Annotated in this window: 22 protein-coding genes and 1 pseudogene; 11 read left to right on the top strand and 12 right to left on the bottom strand. The window is 67.9% G+C overall.

The genetic code is table 11. From position 1 onward, the window contains the following. Window positions 1–6 precede the first annotated feature (6 nt). Complete coding sequence (locus tag K3M35_RS04725) at window positions 7–1,224, bottom strand: AI-2E family transporter (RefSeq protein ID WP_225623736.1); 1,218 nt, start codon at window positions 1,222–1,224, stop codon at window positions 7–9. 172 nt (window positions 1,225–1,396) lie between these two features. Between K3M35_RS04725 and K3M35_RS04720 the strand changes: the two genes are divergently transcribed. Continuing rightward, window positions 1,397–1,834 (top strand): hypothetical protein, encoded by a 438-nt coding sequence (locus K3M35_RS04720; RefSeq protein ID WP_217580230.1) that lies wholly within the window; start codon window positions 1,397–1,399, stop codon window positions 1,832–1,834. A gap of 54 nt (window positions 1,835–1,888) precedes the next feature. Next, window positions 1,889–2,968 carry a redox-regulated ATPase YchF gene (gene ychF, locus K3M35_RS04715; RefSeq protein WP_016693933.1) on the top strand — a complete coding sequence of 360 codons (1,080 nt, stop codon included), beginning with the start codon at window positions 1,889–1,891 and terminating at the stop codon, window positions 2,966–2,968. Between the two features lie 99 nt (window positions 2,969–3,067). Here ychF and K3M35_RS04710 read toward each other — a convergent pair whose 3' ends face one another. Continuing rightward, window positions 3,068–3,847, bottom strand: a complete 780-nt coding sequence (locus K3M35_RS04710; RefSeq protein ID WP_064060519.1) for an alpha/beta fold hydrolase — start codon at window positions 3,845–3,847, stop codon at window positions 3,068–3,070. A gap of 55 nt (window positions 3,848–3,902) precedes the next feature. Between K3M35_RS04710 and K3M35_RS04705 the strand changes: the two genes are divergently transcribed. Then, window positions 3,903–5,666, top strand: a complete 1,764-nt coding sequence (locus tag K3M35_RS04705) for a GNAT family N-acetyltransferase (protein ID WP_217580045.1) — start codon at window positions 3,903–3,905, stop codon at window positions 5,664–5,666. 63 nt (window positions 5,667–5,729) lie between these two features. Here K3M35_RS04705 and K3M35_RS04700 read toward each other — a convergent pair. From K3M35_RS04700 to K3M35_RS04685, 4 genes and pseudogenes are all read right to left on the bottom strand, one after another. Further along, window positions 5,730–6,054: pseudogene (locus K3M35_RS04700) on the bottom strand (portal protein); the annotation flags it as partial. A 113-nt stretch (window positions 6,055–6,167) separates the two neighbouring features. After that, window positions 6,168–6,620, bottom strand: a complete 453-nt coding sequence (locus K3M35_RS04695) for a LuxR family transcriptional regulator (RefSeq protein WP_254707569.1) — start codon at window positions 6,618–6,620, stop codon at window positions 6,168–6,170. A 58-nt stretch (window positions 6,621–6,678) separates the two neighbouring features. Next, window positions 6,679–7,470: a hypothetical protein gene (locus K3M35_RS04690; RefSeq protein ID WP_019287978.1), complete on the bottom strand. Its 792-nt coding sequence runs from the start codon at window positions 7,468–7,470 to the stop codon at window positions 6,679–6,681. A 74-nt stretch (window positions 7,471–7,544) separates the two neighbouring features. Next, the gene (locus K3M35_RS04685; protein ID WP_217580044.1) at window positions 7,545–8,519 is read right to left on the bottom strand and encodes a pseudouridine synthase; all 975 of its coding nucleotides are present in this window, start codon (window positions 8,517–8,519) and stop codon (window positions 7,545–7,547) included. Between the two features lie 122 nt (window positions 8,520–8,641). Here K3M35_RS04685 and K3M35_RS04680 point away from each other — a divergent pair, with 122 nt between their 5' ends. Next, the gene (locus K3M35_RS04680) at window positions 8,642–9,913 is read left to right on the top strand and encodes an MFS transporter (RefSeq protein WP_071934545.1); all 1,272 of its coding nucleotides are present in this window, start codon (window positions 8,642–8,644) and stop codon (window positions 9,911–9,913) included. A 16-nt stretch (window positions 9,914–9,929) separates the two neighbouring features. On the opposite strand, the gene K3M35_RS04675 is transcribed toward K3M35_RS04680, so the two are convergent. Together K3M35_RS04675 and K3M35_RS04670 are read right to left on the bottom strand one after the other, a co-directional pair. Further along, window positions 9,930–10,844: a hypothetical protein gene (locus K3M35_RS04675; RefSeq protein WP_193903325.1), complete on the bottom strand. Its 915-nt coding sequence runs from the start codon at window positions 10,842–10,844 to the stop codon at window positions 9,930–9,932. Between the two features lie 81 nt (window positions 10,845–10,925). Continuing rightward, entirely contained in the window at window positions 10,926–11,192 is a 267-nt protein-coding gene (locus K3M35_RS04670; RefSeq protein WP_060651790.1) for a helix-turn-helix domain-containing protein, read from the bottom strand. Between the two features lie 92 nt (window positions 11,193–11,284). On the opposite strand from K3M35_RS04670, the gene map reads away from it, so the two are divergent. The 4 genes from map to K3M35_RS04650 all read left to right on the top strand — a co-directional run bounded on the left by map (window position 11,285) and on the right by K3M35_RS04650 (window position 14,331). Continuing rightward, window positions 11,285–12,064, top strand: coding sequence for a type I methionyl aminopeptidase (gene map / locus K3M35_RS04665; protein ID WP_220666049.1), 780 nt, complete (start codon window positions 11,285–11,287; stop codon window positions 12,062–12,064). An 83-nt stretch (window positions 12,065–12,147) separates the two neighbouring features. Continuing rightward, window positions 12,148–12,444, top strand: coding sequence for a zinc ribbon domain-containing protein (locus K3M35_RS04660; protein ID WP_308257054.1), 297 nt, complete (start codon window positions 12,148–12,150; stop codon window positions 12,442–12,444). A 58-nt stretch (window positions 12,445–12,502) separates the two neighbouring features. Then, window positions 12,503–13,756, top strand: a complete 1,254-nt coding sequence (fmdA, locus tag K3M35_RS04655; protein ID WP_217580043.1) for a formamidase — start codon at window positions 12,503–12,505, stop codon at window positions 13,754–13,756. 86 nt (window positions 13,757–13,842) lie between these two features. After that, a complete protein-coding gene (locus tag K3M35_RS04650) occupies window positions 13,843–14,331 on the top strand; it encodes an FBP domain-containing protein (protein ID WP_217580042.1) in 489 nt (162 codons plus the stop codon). Between the two features lie 18 nt (window positions 14,332–14,349). Here the strand turns inward: K3M35_RS04650 and K3M35_RS04645 are convergent, their stop codons facing one another. After that, a complete protein-coding gene (locus K3M35_RS04645; protein WP_019287984.1) occupies window positions 14,350–14,934 on the bottom strand; it encodes a helix-turn-helix domain-containing protein in 585 nt (194 codons plus the stop codon). A 48-nt stretch (window positions 14,935–14,982) separates the two neighbouring features. Between K3M35_RS04645 and K3M35_RS04640 the strand changes: the two genes are divergently transcribed. Both K3M35_RS04640 and K3M35_RS04635 read left to right on the top strand, forming a co-directional pair. Beyond that, window positions 14,983–15,828, top strand: coding sequence for a trans-aconitate 2-methyltransferase (locus K3M35_RS04640; protein WP_019287985.1), 846 nt, complete (start codon window positions 14,983–14,985; stop codon window positions 15,826–15,828). Then, a complete protein-coding gene (locus K3M35_RS04635) occupies window positions 15,825–16,802 on the top strand; it encodes an NAD(P)/FAD-dependent oxidoreductase (protein ID WP_217580041.1) in 978 nt (325 codons plus the stop codon). The genes K3M35_RS04640 and K3M35_RS04635 overlap by 4 nt, the downstream gene beginning before the upstream one ends. Before the next feature lie 64 nt (window positions 16,803–16,866). On the opposite strand, the gene K3M35_RS04630 is transcribed toward K3M35_RS04635, so the two are convergent. Then, window positions 16,867–18,324, bottom strand: coding sequence for a benzaldehyde dehydrogenase (locus K3M35_RS04630; RefSeq protein WP_217580040.1), 1,458 nt, complete (start codon window positions 18,322–18,324; stop codon window positions 16,867–16,869). Between the two features lie 501 nt (window positions 18,325–18,825). On the opposite strand from K3M35_RS04630, the gene K3M35_RS04625 reads away from it, so the two are divergent. Next, the gene (locus K3M35_RS04625; protein WP_217580039.1) at window positions 18,826–19,848 is read left to right on the top strand and encodes an alpha/beta hydrolase; all 1,023 of its coding nucleotides are present in this window, start codon (window positions 18,826–18,828) and stop codon (window positions 19,846–19,848) included. Here K3M35_RS04625 and K3M35_RS04620 read toward each other — a convergent pair. Continuing rightward, a complete protein-coding gene (locus K3M35_RS04620; RefSeq protein WP_217580038.1) occupies window positions 19,838–20,551 on the bottom strand; it encodes a type 1 glutamine amidotransferase domain-containing protein in 714 nt (237 codons plus the stop codon). The genes K3M35_RS04625 and K3M35_RS04620 overlap by 11 nt on opposite strands. Window positions 20,552–20,679: 128 nt before the next feature. After that, complete coding sequence (locus tag K3M35_RS04615) at window positions 20,680–21,639, bottom strand: ferritin-like domain-containing protein (protein WP_220666048.1); 960 nt, start codon at window positions 21,637–21,639, stop codon at window positions 20,680–20,682. Window positions 21,640–21,878: the final 239 nt, after the last annotated feature.

Raw genomic sequence — 21,878 nt, 5'->3', positions numbered from 1 at the left:
CGCCCCTCAGTCCTCGGAGGCGGCGGGTGCCGGAGAGGCCGGCTTCGGATCGGGCACGGAGGTGTCGCCCGGAGCCGGGAGTGCCTTCGTCTCGTCGTCGTCGCCATCACTGGCGCGTTCGTCGATCTGTTCGCCGATGTAGCGGATGACCACCGCGGCCACCGCCGCGACCGGCACCGCCAGGAACGCACCGATGATCCCGAACAGCGACGAGCCGGCCGTCACCGCGAGCAGCACCACGGCTGCGTGCAGGTTCATCGACCGCGACTGCAGCACCGGCTGCAGCACGTTCCCCTCGATCTGCTGCACGGCGATGATGAGGACCAGCACGATGATCGCGGTCGTGAAACCGTTGGCGACGAGTGCGACCAGCACTGCCAGCGCACCGGCGACGAACGCACCGACGATGGGAATGAATCCGCCGATGAAGGTGAGGATCGCCAGCACGGGTGCGAGCGGGACTCCGAGGATCAGCAGGCCGATACCGATGAAGAGGGCGTCGATGAAGCTCACCAGGGCCTGCGTGCGGATGAACCCGCCCAGCGTGTCCCACATGCGGCCGAGTACCGCTTCGAGGTGACGTCCGGCGCGGCCGCCGCTCACACGGTGTAGCCACGGCACGAAGCGCGGGCCGTCCTTGATGAAGAAGAAGGTCAGCACGAGGACGAGAGCGAGCGTGACGAGCAGCGAGCCCGCCGTGCTCACACCGGAGAAGACACCACCCGCGATGGTGGCGGCACTGCCCTGCACCCGCTCGACCACCGCGTGGACGGCGTTGTCGAGTTGTTCGTCGCGCAGGTTGATCGGGGGTCCCTTCACCCATTCCTGCACGGTGTTGATGCCTTCGGTGGCCTTGTTGGCCAGGTCTGGCATCTGGGAGACCACCGATGGGACGATGCCGGCGATGATGCCGCCGACGATCGCGAAGAACATCACGAGGGTCAGGCCGGCCGCAGCAGCCGGAGGAACGCCGCGTTTGGTCATGAAGCGGGTGGGCGGCCACAGGATCGTGGAGACGACGATCGCGAGGGCGACCGGCAGCACGATCACCCACATCTTCTCGATGATCCAGCCGATCACCACCGCACCGGCGGCGATGACGACCAGGCAGGCCGACCACTTGGCGAGCCAGATTCCGCCCGTGCCCAGCAGGCTCCCGCGGTCGGGCTTCGCCGACGGCTTCCCACTGCTGTTTCCGCTGGGCGCGGTCTTCGATTCGGTCAACGACGGTCCTTCCGACATGTATCGAGCTCGATACCGATCGACAGTCGCCAATCTACGGTCACCGAGCGCCGCGCGTGGTCCGGACGACACGCCGGAAACGGCGCTGAAGGGTCCCCGGCCGTGGCATCCTCGAAACGTGACGAACCGAACGAGCACGACCCGACTCCTGCGTGTGTCCGCTGCGACTGTGGCGATCGCCGCCGCTTTCGCGCTCACCGCGTGCAGCTCCGACGACACTTCCAGCAACGAGGACGTGCGGTCGTCGGCGGATGTCGCCGTTACGAGCGTTCAAGAGCAGGCCGAGGGTGCCATCTCGTCGGTGCAGAGCATCGCGTCCAGCGCGGCCGAGCGGGCCGGCGACATCTTCGACGAGGCGAAGCTCGACGTCTTCGTCGCGGCCTTCCGTACCGGTTATCCGCAGCTGTCGGCCGACCGGGAGACACAGGACATCGAGTCCATCGTCACCGAGACCTGTCCGCTCATCGACGAGGGTGCGTCCGACCAGGAAGTGAACGCGAAGGTCCAGGAGGTCGCGACCAACGGATCGACCGTGCCCGACGAGGACCAGGCCGCGCGCATCGCGCAACTGGTGCGGGTGGCGTGCGGGTGAAGTGAGCCGTGCGGGTGAAATGAGCGGCGGGCGGCCGCGTAGAATACCGATTCCGTGAGCCTTACCCTCGGAATCGTCGGTCTTCCCAACGTCGGCAAGTCGACGCTGTTCAATGCGCTGACCAAGAACGATGTGCTGGCAGCGAACTATCCGTTCGCCACCATCGAGCCCAATGTCGGCGTCGTCGAACTGCCCGATCCGCGGCTGAACCGGCTCGCCGAGATCTTCGGTTCCGAGCGCATCCTTCCGGCCACGGTGTCGTTCGTCGACATCGCCGGCATCGTCAAGGGCGCCTCCGCCGGTGAGGGCATGGGCAACAAGTTCCTCGCCAACATCCGCGAGGCCGACGCCATCTGCCAGGTCGTGCGAGTGTTCGACGATCCCGACGTGGTCCACGTCGAGGGCAAGGTCGACCCGATGGCCGACATCGAGGTCATCGCGACCGAGCTGATCCTCGCCGACCTGGAGACGATCGAGCGGGCACTGCCGCGGCTCGAGAAGGAGTCCCGGAAGAACAAGGAACTCGTCGCTCAGCTGGAGGAGACGAAGAAGGCGCAGGCGATCCTCGAGGACGGCCGCACCATCTTCTCCGCCCAGGCCGAGGTGAAGGGCGAGCTGCTGCGCGACCTGCACCTGCTCACCGCCAAGCCGTTCCTGTACGTCTTCAACGCCGACGAGGCCGTCCTCACCAACGAGGAGCGCAAGGAGGAGCTGCGCAAGGCCGTCGCACCGGCAGACGCCGTCTTCCTCGACGCCAAGGTCGAGTCCGAGCTCCTCGAGCTCGACGAGGACGAGGCGATGGAGCTGCTCGAATCCATCGGTCAGACCGAGGCCGGTCTGAAGCAGCTCGCGCGCGCCGGTTTCCACACCCTCGGTCTGCAGACCTACCTGACGGCGGGTCCGAAGGAATCGCGTGCCTGGACCATCCGCAAGGGCGACACCGCTCCCAAGGCGGCCGGCGTGATCCACACCGACTTCGAGCGCGGCTTCATCAAGGCCGAGATCGTCTCCTTCGCCGACCTCGACGCGGCCGGTTCGATGGCCGAGGCGAAGGCCAAGGGCAAGGTCCGCATGGAGGGCAAGGACTACGTCATGGCCGACGGCGACGTGGTGGAGTTCCGCTTCAACGTCTGACGAACGCCATCGGGGCGTTCCTCCGTAGTCATCCGCATTTCGGTGTTCTCGACCCCGTATATCGAGGTCGGGAACACCGAAATCGTTATGCCGACGGAATCAACCGTGCCGGGCGACGTCCTCGCAGAGGATGCTCGGCCACTGCGCGAGATCGGCCGGGGTGTGCGCGATCTCCAGCTTCGCGTGGGGGAGCAGACCCACGAGCGTTTCCGCCGTGGACACCGGGTGGGCGGGGTCGTCGATCCACGCCAGCACCGTCACCGGAAAGTCGATGCCGGACACGTCTTCCGGATCGGGCAGGTCGCTCAGCGCGGCGCCCCGGAACAGCGACGGCAGCAGTTCTTCGGTGACGTCGGGGGCGGTCTCCGGCGCGTCGACGGTGGCCGGTGGACGTGGTGCATTCAGATCGCGCATGAGGAACGCCGCCAGTCCCTGCTGCTCGATGAGATCGGCGGCGGCCCGGTACTCGGCGGCCTTCGCGGTGCGGGTGGCCCAGGCGGTCGCCGGCACCAACAGCGTGAGGCTGCTGAACCGCTCCGGATCCTTCACCGCCGCGTGCAGCAGGGTCCCGGTGCCCATCGACGGCCCGACCCCGTGCACCCGCTCTCCGGGAAAGTAGTGATCGAGCAGCCGCAGTAGGTCGTCGGCGAGCACCGGCCAGCGGTAGTCCTCCGGCACCGCACGCCCCGTCGAGTGGCCGTGCCCCCGCGCGTCGTAGCGCAACAGTCGAGTGCCGCTGAGCCCGCGGCCCAGGTCGAGGTCCATGAGGCGGTCGCGGTGGCGGCTCGAGGTCAGTCCGTGGAGCTGGACGACCGGGTGGCCACCCTCGTCGCTCAGCTCCACGTCGAGTTCGGCTCCCGGCACACTGAAGGTCGGCACGTCGTCTCCCGATGTCGGAAAGCAGTTGCTGGAGAAGGCGCCTAGGATACCCGGCATGCGGCTGACAAATGTGGCGCACCTGCGCCTGCCGTTCGGCCGACTGCTCGGTTACGACGTCACCGTCGCGGGGCTCGGCCGGGCGCTTCCCGTGTCGTTCGACCAGCGGCGGCACGTCGGCGCAGGCGATCGTCCCGGCTCCTGGATGGCTCTGTCCTTCCGTCTGTTCGAGCCGGTCTCGCTCGACGACCTCGCAGCCGCGTGGCTGGCGGTGATCGCGCGGCACGGCACCCTGCGCTCGGTGTTCACCCACGGCGACGACGGTGAGCCGCGCCTGCACGAGGCCGAGTTCCGCCCGGGCGGCTGGGTCGAACATCCGATCGGCCCCGGTCAGGCCGTCAACGACGCCCTCCGGGACGTCCTCGACAGCGCATGTTCGCCCTACAATCGGCCGTCGCACCGACTATGCGTGCTCGAGACCGCTACGGAACCGACCGTCGTGGTGGCCGCCGATCACTCGCACGTCGACATGTGGTCGATGCTGGTGATGGCCCGCGACCTGCTCGCTGCCCTCGCCGCCGTGCGCGCGGGACGGGAACCGTCCCTGTCGCCGACACCGGCCTTCGCGGAACACACCCGGGCACTGCAGGACCGTCCGGCCGCACCCGCCGAAGTCCACGAGCGCTGGGCCGAGGTGCTCGCCGCCAGCGGTGACGTGATGCCGCGCTTCCCGCTCTCCCTCGGAGTGGCGAGTCTCCAACGCGAACGCGTGGAGGTGCGCGACGTGCTCGACGTCGACGACAGCGCCGCCTTCTCCTCCCAGGCCAAGGACGACGGGGTGTCCACCCTCGCGCTGGTGGTCGCGGCCATGACCGAGGTGACCCTCGAACTGGCCGGAGTCCCGTTGCGGGCGGTGTTCCCGGTGCACAGCCGGTACGACGCCACCTGGCACGACTCCGTCGGCTGGTTCATCACCAATTCGGTGCTCGAATCGTGCGTCCCCGAACCTCGCGCGGCCGCGGACGCCGTCAAGGAGGCGGTCCGGCTCGGATCCTGGCCCCTCGAGGACATCCTGCGCCCGTGGGGCGGTATGCCGGAGGTCCCGGGCATGTTCGCGATCTCCTGGCTGGACCTGCGCAGGCTTCCCGTCCGGGTCGACGCCACCGGCCTCGAGGCGCAGTACGTCGGCGCGACCATCCGCACCGACGGGGTGATGCTGTGGTTCATCCTCGACGACTCGGGTCTGCACCTGCGGTGCCGCTATCCCGATACCGTCGAGGCTCGACGGCACGTCGGTGGCTGGCTGGACCTGCTCATCGCCCGGTTGCAGGCCCGCGCCCGCGAATCGGTCGGCGGGCAGATCCGGTTGGGCGACAGCAGCTATCGGGTGCAACGTGCCGGTCGATCCGACGTACCGGCGATCGTCGCATTGCTCTCCGACGACGAGCAGACCCCCTGCGACGGTGCGGAACTCGCCCGATACGAAGAGGCCTACGACGCCGTCGCCCGCGACCCCTCGCACTACCTCGCGGTGGTGCGCGACGAGGTCGGCCGGATCGTCGGCACGATGCAGTTGACGATCGTGCCGGGTCTGTTCCGTGGTGGTGCCACCCGCCTGCTCGTCGAAGGAATCCGGGTCGCCTCGTCCGAACGTTCCCGCGGCATCGGCACAGCCATGCTCGAGTGGGCCCACGATCACGGCCGGAACCGGGGTGCCACGCTCGCGCAGATCGCCGTGGACGCGTCCGACGAGCGGGCTCGGATGTTCGGGGCGCGGCTCGGCTACGGCTGCACCCAGGTTGGACTCGAACGGGCGCTCTGACGTCGGCCGACTCGATGGCCGAGGACTACGTCGTGGCCGACGGCGACGCGGTGGAGTTCCGCTTCGACGTGTAGCGTGTCCTGTACCGAATACGGGCAGGTCGAATCGGGAGGCGTAGGACTCCAGGTAGTCAGCGAGCTCGTCCTTGGTGGGGGAGCGGTGTGGGGTCGCTCGGGAACGGCATGCTGGGCAGTCCGTCGTAGCCGGCGGGACTGTACAGGCGCAGCGAGTTCCAATGGCAGCGCCAGTTGTCGCCGATGCGTCGGTTCGTGTCGACGATGAGAAACGGACGGCCGCGACGAGCCAGATGGTAGTCGGCGGACAGGCCCGCCTGACCTGCGTCGATGATGACGGTGTCGATCTGTTGGGGTGCGCTGTGGACGGTCATGACGACTCCCCGAAGTGAGGGAACTACACCGACGACGTTAGCTACTGCGGTCCGTCGGCCGCGTCGGGAGGAGCGTGCAATCGAAGGTGGCGGCGTATGGGCGGTTCTACCAGTCAGAGCAGGCGATGCTCGTACGCATAGGCCGTCGCCGCTGCTCGTGAGGACACGTCGAGCTCGGTGAATATGTTGCTCGGGTGCCGGGCTACCGTCTTTTTGCTGATGACGAACTCGTGGGCGATGGCTCGATTCGTCCTGCCGGTGGCGACGGCGCGCAACACTTGGACCTCCCGGGGCGTCAGTCCGTTCGGTTCGTCGGCGAGTTCGGGAACGCGGAGCTCACGTAGATCCGGCAACGCGTGCAGGCCGTGGAATATCGATGCTGCCGAGTCGAATTCGAGGCGGGCCTCATCGTCGTCGCCGAGTGCGGCGCAGCATCGACCCTGCAGCACTCGTACCCGGGCACGTTCGTAGGGTGCGCCGAGGTCACGCCAGCGCCTGCCGGATCGCCGCAGCCGTTCGAGGGCGCCGCAAGGGTCTCCTTCGGGTGCCGGTCGGGTTCGCCCCATTCTCACCGGCTCGAATGGCCCCGTCCGCCGATCGACCGAATTGCTGCTCCCGAGTCCGCTATGTCTTCGAGGCCTTCTCGGTCTTCGACGAGAGTCTGCCGATCACGGCGCTTCCGATGATGCCGACGACGATCATGCCGATCCCGACCGCGTCCGGTATCGAGTCGGTGACCCACCCGAAGATCCCCGCGACCAGCACGAACGTCGGTATCCAGTCGATCAGCTTCAGGAGCGACGGCGCGGGCTCGGACTCGCCCTGCGACGCCGCGAACTTCGCACCGGCGTAGTCCGGATAGAACTCGGTGAAGGAGACCGCGAAGAAGATCGCCGCGAGCTGGAGCACCCAACCGGTCCAGAAGTTGCCCGGGTCGCGCATCACGGCGTCGCCGATGAATCCGACGATGGCGGAGAAGGTGAACGCACCGGCCCAGACCGCGGAGATCACGTAGTTGATCTTCATGAACAGGGGAGACGTCCAGTATTCCTGGGGCGTGTCCTCTTTCGCGTAGGGGAGTGTGAACGGTCTGCGCGCGATCAGGGTGGCGACGACGAACACCGCGAGCGCGATGTTGGTGAGTTCACCCGCCCAGATCTCCATCCAGTCGATGACACCGTCCGACGCGATGAGGCCCACCGCGGCCAGCACGACGAAGAACGCCGCGCCGAACACGTCGAGGGCGTGTATCTTGATGCCGCGTCGCGCGCCCACCCACATCGTCAGCAGGACGAGGCCGAGAGCGAAACACACCGCTTCCTCGAACCGTCCCGGGGCCGACAGGACGGACATGAGAATCCACGGTGCGATGCCCGACAGTGGCGACCGGAGGTAACCGTCGACGACCTTGGTCATGCCTACCAGCGTATTTCGTGAAGCCGGGCATGTCGGAGTTTTCGGAGGATCAAGCAGGATCCGTTCGGGCGCCCTCAGTCCTGCGTGGTCGGTGCTTCGGCCAGGCTGCGCCGGGTGGAAAAGTGACGCTCGACCCCTGACAAGGGGTCGACGAATTCGAGTTCGCGCGCGAGCAATTGGAGGGGGAGCGAATGGTCATCCGGTGTCTCGGGCAGCAGCATGGGATACCAGTGGTCGCCGAGGATCCCGATACCGAGCGCCGCCAGGTGTACTCGCAGCTGATGCATCCGACCCGTGCGCGGGCGCAGCAGGGTGTGCAGGACGGCCCGTCCCGACCTGCTCATCCCGGATCCGAGCACCTCGATCAGCGTCTCCGAGTTGGGTTCGCGGGTGTCGTCGACGACGACGCGCAACTCACCGCGCCGCGCCTCGATGTGATTGCGGTACAGCACGGGGAGCGGACGTCCCGCGATCTCCGGCGTTGCCGGATCCCATTCCGCCGGCAGTGCAGACACCGCCTCGTACACCTTGGTGACCCGGCGCTTCTCGAACAACGACTGGTAGGCACCGCGCGTCTCGGGCCGGGCCGAGAACATCACGAGCCCGGCGGTCGCCCGGTCGAGCCGGTGGATCGGTGTCAGATCCGGGTTGTCGAGGCGGGTCCGCAGCCGGACCAGCGCCGACTCGCGTAGGTAGCGCCCGCCCGGAGTGGTCGGCAGGAAGTGCGGTTTGTCGACCACGACGAGGTCGTCGTCCACATGCAGGATCTCCTCGTGGAACGGCACCGGTTCCTCGACGGGCAGATCGCGGTAGTACCAGACGAACCGGTGCTCTCGGAGTTCGGTGCTGCGACCGATCGGTTCTCCGTCGATGCCCACGATCTCGCCGTCGTCGAATCGGCGGTAGAGATCGTCGGCGTCGAGATGGTCGAAGCGTGCGACGACGTACTCGGCGACCGTCGACCACGGACCGGAGGTCGGAACACGCAGTCGCGTGGGCCCGACCCCGTTCCTGACGGGCAAGGGTGAGGGCATCGGCACGGGCACCATCCTCCCATCGGCTGCAACGTGAGCTGCGCCTCGGGTGATCGGCGGTGGCGCGATCGGAGAGCGAGGCGCGGTTCACAGATGCTCGTCGGGGACGGCCGACACCGTTCTGCCACCATGTCCGCATGACTGCACCGGCCCGGCTCGGCATCCCGACCGGCACGCTCGCGCTGCTGGCCGCCCTGTACTTCGCGCAGGGACTGCCGTACGGGTTCTTCACCCAGGCGCTTCCGGTGGTGCTGCGCGAGTCGGGTTTCTCGTTGATCGCGATCAGCGCGACGGGTGTGCTCTTCGCGCCGTGGGCGCTGAAGTTCCTGTGGGCGCCGTACGTCGACCACTACGGGACCCGGCGGCAGTGGTTGCTCTCGCTCCAGCTCGCGGCGTCGGCGGTGTCGTTGATCCTGGCGTGCCTCGACCTGTCGTCGACGCTGCGGTGGCTGCTCGTCGGCATCGCGGTGGTCAACGCCCTCTCGGCAACGCAGGACGTCGCGACCGACGGTCTGGCCGTGCAACTGCTCGGACCGAAACAACGCGGGCTGGGGAACGGCATCCAGGTCGGTGCGTACCGCATCGGGATGATCGTCGGTGGGGGAGCGCTGCTGTGGGTGTTCTCCCTCGCGGGTTGGCGCAGCCTGTTCCTCGCGATGGCGTTCCTGCTGGTGCTGACGACGATCCCGGTGTGGCGACTGCCGCGCACGGAGCGACGAGCCACGACGGATCGGGAACCGCGAAGCGCGACCCGCATGACGGTCGCGTGGTGGACGCGTCTGCGCCGCCCCGGGATGCTCGCGTTCATCCTGCTCATCGGCGGCTTCAAGTTCGGTGACTCGATGGGCTCGGCGATGGTCGGTCCGTTCATGTCCGACTCGGGACTCACCCTCGGGCAGATCGCGCTGGTCAAGGGTGTGCTGTCCTCGGCAGGCGCTCTCGGCGGTGCCGCCCTCGGTGGGTGGCTGTGCTTCCGTCGCGGTCGTCGGCAAGCCCTGCTGATCGGTGGCGTGACCCAGACGGCGAGCCTCGCCTTGTACGTCGTCGCGTCGCTCGGCTACGGCGGGTTCGGGCTCATCGTCTCCGCGAGCCTGGCCGAACACGTCCTCGGCGGCGCCGCGACGGTCGCGGTGTTCACGCTCATGATGGACGCCGCGGACAGGGACCACGCCGGCAGCGACTACACCCTGCTCGCGTGCGCGATCGTCGTGGTGCAGGGCATCGCGGGCTTCACCGCCGGTGTGGTCGGAGACGTGTTCGGTTATCCCGCGCTGTTCGGCACGAGCCTGGTGCTGTCGGGAATCGGATGTGCCGTCCTGCTGCTCGCTCTTGATCGAGGCATCGGGCCGAGCGGGGTGCACGGTGTGTGGCAGAGCGGCGCGGGGCGGGCGGCCTCGCGTCCCCGGTGATCACCGGTACCGCCGATCACTGCGACCAGTACTGCAGCATCGGCTCCTCGGCGAGCACCGTCGACCCCTCGGAGATGACGAGAGCACGCGACGAGATGCTGTACTGCACACCGGCGTTCGTGGCGGTGAAACCGTCGCCCGAGGGCACGGGGTCGTCGATCTCGATCGCCGCACCGTCGTTCGTACGAACGCCCTTGTAGTAGTACCGGCCGGCCCCGGTCTCGCACACCACGACGAGCGAGTCGGCCGTCTGGCCGATGGCGACGGCGGGATTCGTGTGGTTGCACCGCGCCTCGGGGATGCCGACGAAACCCTGGGGGTCGGTGTCCTCGGAGGCCGACACGGGCGGTAGTGGACGTGCGGGTCCGGTCGCGGGCGCGGGATTGCCGGTTGCTGTGAGTTCGAGATCCTCGATCCGCAGGGCCAGGTCGCCCGGCAGCACGGTGACGTAGCTGTTGCCCTGCACGATGCTGTTGGCCGTGATGCACTCGAAGTCGCCCGTGAGGCACGACAGCCGTTCCCAGTAGCCGCCGAGCGAATCCGTCGGGCGTAGCGCGTATTCGCCGGGGGTGATGTCGACTCCGACCTTCAGGGTGCCGTTGGTCGGGAAGTCGCTCGGGGTGGCAGGCCGGCTCGTCTGCGCTCGCGGGGTGGGCGGATCCGCCTCGGTCTGCGGGGCTGCGGATGGCGACACGGTGACCGTCACGGTCGACGGGGACGGGCTCGCGGCGACGGCGCTCTCCGATCCCGGATCGGACGAGCGGGTCAGGACGACGACCAGGGCGGCGACTGCGGCGACGACGGCGACGAGCAGGGCACCGCCCACGAGCCACGGCCACTTCGGTCGTCGCGGCGGGGTCGGTGTGGGCCAGGGTGGCGGGGGAGCGCCGTAGCCGTAGCCGTATCCGTCCGGCGGAGGCTGCATCGACATACGGGTCCCTTCGCTGTCGCGGTGGTGTGCCTCCTGATATCGCTGCCGATGTCTCCCGCTGTTACGTCGACTGGGGTGGCGCTATCCGGTGCGCTGCAGGTCGGTGCAGGAAAGGGTCAGTTCGGCGAGATCGTCCAGGGAGACGGGCAGCACCCGTGCGAGGGCGGCGATCGTCGCGAAGGCCGGCGTCGCCAGTCGTCCGGTCTCGATCTTCCGAAGGGTCTCCGGTGAGATGTCGGCGGCCCGGGCCACCTCGGTGAGCGTCCTGCTGCCTCGGGCTTCGCGCAGCCGCCCGCCCAGGCGTTTGCCGGCGGCCAGCTGTTCCGGGGTCAGGGGGAGTCGCACCATGACCCGCAGTCTAACCGCGTCGGTATGAAAATACCGACCGTCGCGTTAGGGTGGTATTTAAATACCGTCTCGTGATCCTGAGGAGTGCCCACGTGTTGGAACTGAAGACCCCCGGTGAGATCGCGGCAATGGATGTGACCGGTACGTTCATCGCCGAGTTGCTCGACGACCTGACGGGCCGCGCCCGTCCCGGCGTGAACCTGCTCGACCTCGAACAGCGCGCACGGGACATGATCGAGGAACGTGGCGCGGTCTCGTGCTACTGGGATTACGCGCCGTCGTTCGGGAGCGGACTGTTCCGCAACGTCATCTGCCTGTCCGTCAACGACGCAGTGCTGCACGGACTCCCGCACGACTACGTGCTCCGGGACGGCGACCTGCTCAGCATGGACATCGCGGTCTCGATCGACGGCTGGGTCGCCGATTCGGCGCGCAGCATCATCGTCGGCGCGGAGCGTCCCGAGGACCGGCATCTCGTCGAGGCGACCGAGGTGGCGCTGGCCGCGGGTATCGCCGTCGCGCTCCCCGGCAACCGCCTGGGCGACATCTCCGCGGCGATCGGCGCCGTCGCCGCCGAGTACGGCTATCCCGTCAACACCGAATTCGGTGGTCACGGTCTCGGCCGCACCATGCACGAGGATCCGCACGTGGCGAACGCCGGGCGTAAGGGGCGTGGGCTCGTGCTGCGTCCCGGCTTGACGCTCGCCCTCGAACCGTGGTTCGCGGCGGGGACGGACAAGATCGTCTACGACCCGGACGGCTGGACCATCCGCTCCGCCGACGGCTCGCGTACCGCGCACAGCGAACACACGATCGCGATCACCGAAGGTGAACCGCTGGTGCTGACGAAACGGGAGCGCGTCACCGAATAGATCCGGACGGCAGGAAGATTCGGAGTAGACACGCGGGTTTCCGCTCGGTCCGTTATGGTCGGTGCACCGACGCGCGAGAGGCGATGCAGATGCCGCTGTACGAGTTCCGATGTGCCGACTGCGGGCCCTTCGACGTCTCCGTTCCCATGAGCGAAGTCTCCGCATCGGCTCCGTGCCCGCGGTGCGAGCAACAGTCTCGTCGCTCTCTCACCCCACCGCGTCTCGGTCGGGGAGATTCGGCAGCGATGCGCCTGCACGACGCGACGGCCCGTACCGCTTCCGAGCCCGACGTCGTCTCGGGTTCCCTCCCAGGCGTGTCGAGGCGTCCGTCGCGGCCGGTCACGACCGATCCCCGACATCGAACGTTGCCCCGCCCGTGATCCGACACCGCCCGTAATCAGACACCGCCCGTAATCAGACACCGCTCCAGGAGGTCCCGTGCCCGACGTCGTGTTCCCCCTCGATTCGACCCGCCGGTTCACCGATCAGGACAAGATCGGTCACAACCGTTGGCACCCGGACATCCCGCCCGTCGCGATGCTGAAACCGGGGGATTCCTTCCGCGTGCACTGCCGCGAATGGTTCGACGGCGAGATCCACAACGACGACTCCGCCGACGACATCCGCAATGCCCCGCTGCACATCGTGCACGCGTTGTCGGGACCGTTCGCAGTGGAGGGTGCCAAGCCCGGCGACCTGCTGATCGTCGACATCCTCGACCTCGGCCCGATTCCGCAGGAGGACTCGGGTCCGCTCGCCGGGCAGGGCTGGGGCTACACCGGCATCTTCGCGAAGACGAACGGCGGGGGATTCCTCACCGACCAGTTCCCCGACGCCTACAAGGCGATCTGGGACTTCTCCGGGCAGAAGGCGACGAGCCGCCACGTGCCCCACGTGTCGTTCACCGGCATCGTGCATCCCGGCCTGATGGGGACGGCGCCGTCGCACGAACTGCTGTCGACGTGGAACACTCGGGAAGCTGCTTTGATCGCGACGGATCCCGACCGCGAGCCGGCGCTGGCGCTGCCGCCCGAGCCGAACGGCGCGATTCTCGGCAGCCTGTCGGGCGCCGATTTCGACCGGGTCGCGGCCGAAGCGGCGCGCACCGCTCCACCGCGGGAGAACGGCGGCAACCAGGACATCAAGAACCTCACGAAGGGAAGCCGGATCTTCTATCCGGTCTTCGTCGACGGCGCGAATCTGTCGGTCGGCGACCTGCACTTCTCGCAGGGTGACGGCGAGATCACCTTCTGCGGTGCCATCGAAATGGGCGGGTTCATCGACCTGCGCGTCGATCTGATCCCCGGCGGTATGGAGACCTACGGGGTGAGCGAGAACGCCATCTTCATGCCGGGCAACACCGACCCGCAGTATTCCGAGTGGCTCGCGTTCTCCGGCACGTCCGTGACGCTCGACGGCGAACAGCGGTATCTGGATTCGCAATTGGCGTACCAGCGGGCGTGTCTGCACGCCATCGACTATCTGACGAAATTCGGCTACAGCCCCGAGCAGGCGTATCTCCTGCTCGGGGCTGCACCCATCGAGGGACGTTTGTCGGGTGTCGTGGACATCCCGAATTCGTGTGCCACGGTGTATCTTCCGACGGCGATCTTCAACTTCCCGGTCGCGCCCACCGCATCCGGTCCGGTGACGATCGATCCGGGTATCGGAGCACCGCGTTCGTCGGCGTGAGGGCCGCGAAAATCGTTTGCCCGGTGTGAGCGGTGCGCGTACCGTCCTCGGGTCGGTACATACGCGAACGAAAGGTGGTCCCGGCCATGGACCCGCTCACCGAACGGGACATTCGAACATCCTTCGTCAACTGCTCCAAGGGTGATGCGAAGCGGCTTCCGGTGCCGCGCGATCTCGACGACCGGCCGTGGGACGAACTCGACTTCCTCGGCTGGACCGACCCGTCGTTCCCCGGTCGCGGCTACATCGTGGTCCCCCGCGACGGCGAACTCGTGGGTGTCGCCATGCGGTTCGAACAGCAGGGCTCGGGCAAGACGCAGATGTGCACGATCTGCTTCACCACCCACACCCGGGGTGGCATCGCTTTGATGACGGCGAACAAGGTCGGCGATGCGGGTCGAGCGGGCAACGCGGTCGGAACCTACATGTGCATCGACCTGCAGTGCTCGCTGTACGCGCGCGGCAAGAAGAAGCCCGCACTGGGCAGCCGGTACCGCGAGGATCTCGAGCCGGAGGAGAAGGCCGAGCGCGTCCGCGAGAATCTCGGCGCGTTCGTCGATCGCCTGTACGCCTGACGGGCGAACCCGGCCCTTTCAGTGCGATGCGGGGTTGCGCAGGTGCGCACGCTCCCCGTTCTGATCGAGGATCGTGAGGATCTCCACCGGTCCGTCGTGCGCGCTGATGGCGTGCGGTGTCATCGTGGAGAACTCGGCTGCGTTGCCCTCCTGGATGAGGATCGTCCGTTCGCCGAGTTGGAGCCGGGCGGTGCCGGTCAGGACGGTGAACCATTCGTGCCCCGGGTGCACGGGGAGCGTGTCGGCCGGCACCGGCTCCTGCTTCGTGATCCGCATCTTGGCGATGGTGACGCCGCCCAGTGATCGTTCCCGCGACAATAGCCAGGTCGTGTACCCCGGGGTGTCGCACGCCTGGGGCCTGATCACCACGTCCTGGTCCTCGCCGGATTCGACGAGCTGGTCGATCGTGGTGTCGAGTGCCCGCGCGATGGGAACGAGCTGGTCGAGTGCGATCCTGCGACGGCCCGTCTCGATGCGGCTCAGGTTGGACGGGCTGATGTGGCACCGGCCTGCGAGAGTGTCGAGGGTCCACCCCCGCGCGAGGCGCAGGCTGCGGATGCGCTGACGGATGAGTTGGTCCAGATCGGACGATTCTTGCTCCATAGGCAAGAGTATATGCCGAAACTGGATGACGCGTCCTAACGTGGAGTCATGCACCACCACGCCCACCACGCACCGCACGACCACGCGCACGACGAGTCGATGGCCGAGGTGCTCGACCTCGACGCCGCGATGAACCGGCCCTACTTCGAGTCGTTGCTCGACCGGGTCGCCGGACAGCTCGAGCGCGAACCGCGCACCGTCGTCGACATCGGCGCCGGCACAGGAACAGGCACACTCGCCCTGGCGCGCCGGTTCCCCCACGCGCAGCTCGTCGCTCTCGACCGGTCCGCCGGGATGCTCGAACGACTCCGGAAGACCGCCGCGTACAACGGGTTCGGTGATCGGATCCGGACCGTCGAGGCCGACCTCGATGCAGGACTTCCGGCCGTCGGTGCGATCGACCTCGCCTGGGCGGCGCTGTCCCTGCACCACATCGAGGATCCGGATGCAACGCTCCGGCAACTCGCCGAGGCGATGGCACCCGGGGGGACGGTGGTCGTCACCGAGATGGAGTCGCAACCACGATTCCTGCCCGACGACATCGGTATCGGTACACCGGGACTCGAAGCGAGATGTCACGAGGCCGCGGCGTCCCGAGGGTGGAACAGGTGGCCCGACTGGAGCGACAACCTGCGTCGCGCCGGGTTCGGGATGGTCGAGATGCGCCGCGACGAACTCGGTGCCGACGTCGACGACACCGCACGCCGATACGCCCACGCGGTGCTGAGCCGGATGCGGACCGGCCTCGACAACGCCGTGTCCGACGAGGATCTCGACACGCTCGATCGACTCGTCGGCGACGGTCCCGACTCGGTGCTGCACCGGGCAGATCTGGTGGTGCGTGGATCCCGAACCGTGTGGATCGCACAGGCAATCAAGGAGGAGAACCGATGAACACCCAGGAGAACCCCACACAGGACGGTTACGACGTCGTCGTGATCGGCGGCGGCTCCGCCGGACTGAGTGCCGCCACAGCGCTGGCACGCTCACGCCGCTCGGTGCTTGTCGTCGATGCCGGAGAACCGCGCAACGCTTCTGCCGCGGCCGCGCACAACGTGATCGGACACGAAGGCATCGCGCCGACCGAACTGCTGGCTCTCGGACGGGAGGAGGCCGCCGGATACGGCGCCGAAATCCTGTCCGCGCGAGCAGAATCCGCTCGTCGCAGCGACACGGGCTTCGAGATCGGTCTCTCCGGCGGCACCACCGTGCAGGCACGTCGACTGATCCTCGCGACGGGGCTGGTCGACGAGCTGCCCGACCTGCCCGGAGTCCGCGAACTGTGGGGGAAGAGTGTCCTGCACTGCCCGTACTGCCACGGCTGGGAGGTTCGGGACCGGCGCGTCGGCGTGATCTCGTCGGGGCCGATGAGCGTGCACCAGACCCTGTTGTTCCGTCAGCTCAGCGACGACGTCGCCTTCTTCACCCACTCGGCGCCCGCCCTGGAGAGCGAGGCCCGCGACCAGCTCGAGGCGCGCGACGTGCGGATCGTCGACGGCACCGTCGCGGAACTGCGAGCGGACGGCGAGGAGGTCCGTGCCGTGGGGCTCGAGGACGGCACCGAGGTCGAGGTCGACGCCGTGGTGGTCGCACCGCGTTTCGTCGCCCGCGCCGACCTGTACGAGCAGCTCGGCGGAACGGTCACCGACCATCCCGTGGGGACCCTCATCGAGACCGATCCGACGGGGAAGACCGCTCTGCCCGGCGTATGGGCGGCGGGCAACTCCGCCGACCTCTCCGCGGTGGTCGTGGTCGCTGCAGGCGCCGGCGTGATGACAGGGGCGGCCGTGAACGCCGACCTGATCGCGGAGGAGACGGCCGCGGCGGTGGAGGAACGAGCCGCCCGCGGACTCACCTTCGCCGAATAGTCCTGTCGGGCATACGAGAACGGCCGGGCGAGCACACGCTCGCCCGGCCGATTCGCGATCTGCGTCAGAACGGGTAGGGCGCGATGTCGGGACGCACCGTGACCCACTGGGTCTCGGTGAACGCCTCGATGTTCGCGGCCGGACCGCCGAAACGGGAACCGGTACCGGATGCCCCGACCCCGCCGAAGGGAGCGTTGGCCTCGTCGGCGACGGTCATCTCGTTGATGTGGATCTTGCCCGAGTGGATCCGGTCGGCGATCTTCATCGCTTGTCCCACGTCGCCGACGATGCTCACCGACAGGCCGTACTCGGACGCATTGGCCAGTTCGACGGCCTCGTCCGGGTCGGAGAACTTCAGCACCGGCGCGACGGGACCGAAGATCTCCTGGCCCCAGGCGGGCATCTCGGTGGTCAGATCGGTCAGGACGGTGGGCCGGTAGAACAACCCCTCGTGCGTGCCTCCGGCAGCGAGAGTGCCGCCCGCGGCGACGGTGTCCTGCACGATCGTGTCGATGTTCGCCAGCTGACGCTCGTCGATGATCGGGCCCAGGTGAACCGGGCCGCCTGCGGGATCGCCGACGACGAGCGCATCCGCCTTCGCGGCGAGGGCGCGCACGTAGTCGTCGTAGACGGACTCGTGCACCAGGTGCCGGCCGGTGGTCATGCAGATCTGGCCCTGGTGGAAGAACGATCCCATCGCTCCGACACCGGCAGCGAGATCGACGTCGGCGCCGGGGAGCACGATCATCGCGTTGTTGCCGCCGAGTTCGAGGTGGGCGCGCTTGAGATGTTCCGCGCCGGCCTTGCCGACGTGGCGTCCGGCGGCGGTGGATCCGGTGAACGAGACCACCCGCACCTCGGGAGCATCGACGGTTGCGGCGCCGACGTCACCACCACCGGGCAGCACCTGCAGCACACCGGCGGGTAGTCCGGCCTCCTCGAAGATCCGGGCCACGGCGACACCACCGATGACGGTGGTCCGCGGATCCGGCTTGAGCAGCACCGCATTGCCGAGGGCGAGAGCCGGGGCAACCGAGCGCATCGCGAGCAGCAACGGGAAGTTGAACGGTGCGATCACCGAGACGACGCCGGCGGGCAGGCGGCGCGCGATGGACCAGTGACCGTTGTCCGACGGCAGGTACTCACCGTGCGGATGGGTGGGCAGCGCCGACGCCTCGAAGCACTCGGTGGCGGAACCGAACACCTCCATGGCGGCCTTGTCCGGAATGGACCCGGCCTCGCGGAGTCCCCAGCCGATGAGTTCGTCGGCGTGCTCACGGAACTTCTCGCCGGCGCGACGGAGGATCTCCGCACGCTCGGACGGCGCCGTGGCGGCCCAGGACTTCTGTGCGGCGGCGGCAGCGCGGGCGGCGGCGTAGACGTCATCGGGGTCGGCCAGGCCGATCTCGGCGATTTGTTCCCCGGTCGCGGGGTTGGTGACCTTCGTGGTGCCGCCGTTGCCGGGGCGCCAGCCGTCGAGATGGATCTTTCCCGTCCACAGGGCTTCGTCGAGCAAGGCCATAGAGTTCTCCTCAGCGTGGTCGTCGCCGTCCCGCGCGCGTGGGACACCGATGTGTTCCACGAGTGTGGGAGCGATGACGGCTCGTAGGATCGATTCTTCTCATTCAACGAGAAAGCCCGCGATATCCGTCTACGCACGACGAACACCACGTGCACCGCTCCGCGGCCGAAGGGTCATGAGCGAGCACAATGATCCGAATGGATCTGGCTCTCATGGCAGTGGTCGGCATCGCCGGCATCGTGAGCATCGCGGCTGTACTCGGCCGCGCTGAGCATCCCGGCCCAGGACTTCCCCCGGAACCTACAGTTCGCAGACGCTCGGTGCGGCCCAGCGCCGCCTCGACCTCGAGGAGACCCGATTGCAGGCGCTGAGCGAACAACCCTGACGGTCGTCTCGCGGCGCGGACGCCCCGCCCGAGAACCCGCATCCCGCCGCACTGTTTGACATGATCGTTCGGTCCGGATCCGCCCGGGCGCGTCGTGACCCGGGTAGGAGTGACAGGTGTCGGAGGGCAGTACGGACAGAGCGCCGCGTCGGCGCGTCGGTCGATGGATCCTGATCGTCTTCGTCGTGGTGCTCGTCGGCGTGGCGGCGGCGTTCGTCCTCACCCCTGTGCCGGGATCACTGGTGGTGCGGAAGGTGTTCGAACGCGACGCGCGGGAGCAGACCGCGAAGCTCGCGGTGGACGCTCCGGAGACGGACTTCGTCGCCGACCTCCACTATCGGGAGGACGACCCGGACGCCTATCTCGACGTGTACACAGCGCCGGGGACCACCGAGGCGCTGCCGACGATCGTGTGGACGCACGGTGGCGCGTGGTTGTCGGGTAACCGCACCAACTACGCGGGCTACTACAGGCGTCTCGCGGCCGCCGGATTCACCGTGGTGTCGGTCGGCTACTCGCTCGCACCGGGCCACCGCTATCCGACCCCGGTGCGGCAACTCGTCGATGCACAGCGCTACTTGCTCGAGCACGCCGACGAACTGCACATCGACACCGAGCGGATCGTGCTCGCCGGTGACTCGGCCGGGGCGCAACTGTCCGCGCAGATCGCCGCGGCGATCACCGACCCCGACTACGCCGCGACCCTCGGTGTCGACCCGGCGTTCACTCGGGAGAACGTTCGCGGTGTCGTGCTCAACTGCGGCATCTACGACGTGTCCGCGATCGGTGGGGGCGGCGGGCTGACCGGATGGGGCGTGCAGCAGGCGATGTGGGCCTACACCGGCGCCCGGGAGTTCGCCACTTCGGATGCGGCGGGCCAGATGTCGGTATTGAACTCGGTCACCGAGAACTTCCCGGCCACCTACATCTCCGGTGGCAACGCCGATCCGCTCACCGCCACCCAGTCCGAGAGGCTCGCGCAGCGGCTCACCGGACTGGGTGTGCAGGTGGATGCGTTGTTCTATCCGGACGACCACACACCGGAACTGGCACACGAGTACCAGTTCGATCTGTCGACACCGGATGCGCGTGCCGCGCTCGAGCGGACGATCGATTTCGTCCGCAAGGTCACGACGTAGCGCGCGCGGGGATCTCGGCGACGATGCGTTCGGCGAGCGGCCGCGAGGAGGCCGGGTTCTGGCCCGTGTACAGGACGCGGTCGACCACCACGTGCGGCTGCCAGGCGTCCGTGGACGAGAAGACGGCCCCGGCCTCCTGCAGGCGGTCCTGCAGCAACCAGGGTGCCTTGTCGGCCAGTCCCGCCTGGACCTCCTCGACGTTCGTGAACGCCGTCAGGCTGTAACCCTCGAACAACCAGCGACCGCCGGACTCGTGGGAGGGAAGCAGGGCAGCCGGGGCGTGGCACACCATCGCGACCACTTTGTCGGCCTCGACGAAGTGCCGGACGAGTTCACCGAACCGCTCGTCGACGGCCAGATCCTCCATCGGGGCGTGGCCACCGGGCACGAACAGCAGGTCGAAGTCCTCGGCCCGCTGGTCCTCGAGCACCGCCGCACCGGTGAGCACCGGCTGCAGCTTCTCGAGCGACGACTTCAACTCGGCCACGCGGTCCTCACCGCCTGCGGCGTCGGGTTCGAGGCTGGCCTGGTCCACGACGGGCGTGCGGCCGCCCGGAGTGGCAACGGTGATGTCGTAGCCGGCTTCGTCGAAGACGGTGTACGGCTCGACGAGTTCCTCCGCCCAGAAGCCCGTGGGATGGCGGGTGCCGTCCTGCAATGTCCAATGATCGGCGGAGCTGACGACGAACAGGATGCGGGTCATGGTGTGTCCTCTCTGATGAACGCAGAGGCCGGGTAACCGCTGTGAGCGGGACCGACACCGGCGGTGACGACGATTGCCGGGCCCACGAGGGACCCGGCGATCGTGTGACGTGACTGGGGTGCGGCGGATCAGATGCCGACCACCTCCTGCGCGATGGCGGCCAGACGGGTCTGAGCCGCGGAGATAACACCGTGTCGTGCCTTGTGCGCTTCCTCGTAGGCGACGATCGCCCGGATGTCCGCGGGCTCGGTCAGTTCCTTGACCGCCGCCACGGCCTTCGGGACGGTGAGATCGTCGTAGTTCCGGATCGGCAACTCCTCCTCGGTGAGGACACCCGAGGCGCTGCGTGCCTTGTGTAGAGCGCCGGCGGTACCGTCGGCGCCTTCACGACGGCTCACGCGCTCGGCCGTCTCGAGAGCCGCATCGCGCGAGGCACCGATGGTCTTGGCTGCGACGTCACCGGCATGCGCGCCGCGCGAGAGCAGCGACTCGATGCGGGGACGCGTCGAGCGGGCGACATCGATCGCTCGATCGATGCTGCGCGCCGACCAGGTGACCGGCGTGTTGACCAGGCGCACCGCTGCGCCGGCCGCGGCCTGCAGAGGAGTGCGACGCAGAGCGGCAGGACCACCGAGCGCCTCCTCCGCGATGACGGTGGTGAGCCACTCGACCGTCGCCGTGTGAGCCGTGATCAGACGGTCCGCCAGCGACACGATCGACTTGTGTCCGCCCGCGATGGCCAGTGCCTTCACGTAGCGGGCACGGTCGAGGAGCTGATGTTCGAGGGCGAGGTCCGACAGCAGTGCTTCGTCGAACGGCTGCGCCTGCTCGGTGAGGGCCTTCACCATGATGGCGGCGCGGCCGATGAACGGCCCGACCACATCGGGAAGTCCGCCCAGATCGCGGATCGCCTCTTCGATCGCCACCGCACGGATGCGGCAGTTCTCGGCGTTCTCGGTCAGCTCCTTGCGTACCGCTTCGGTTCGGGCCTGCGCGACACGCGTTTCGGCGACCTGGGTCTCTGCATGGGTCAGTTCGTGGAGAGTGCGCAACTGGGTGAGCAACGCGGGAGTTCGGTTCTCGGTCATCGTGCGTTCGCCTCCTTCGCACTGGAAGAGTCGGTGATCTACCGACGAATTCACATCCATCGAGAAATGACGTGACAACTGTCGGCTACCCGACCCCCGTAACTGCTAACGTCTATGTGATCCATAACACACCCTCTGGTCGGGTTCGTTGCTGCAGTGACCACTCGGCGCACGCGAGTCGCACGGGTCTCGGTTTGAGCCGGTTACTCGCGGGGAAACTTCGGAGCACACCTTGACGT

This window comes from Rhodococcus sp. DMU2021, from assembly GCF_019641445.1.
In the GTDB taxonomy this organism is placed as follows: Bacteria; Actinomycetota; Actinomycetes; order Mycobacteriales; family Mycobacteriaceae; genus Rhodococcus; species Rhodococcus pyridinivorans.
The sequence above is the reverse complement of the archived record's forward strand: the minus strand, read 5'-3'. Positions and strand labels throughout refer to the sequence as shown.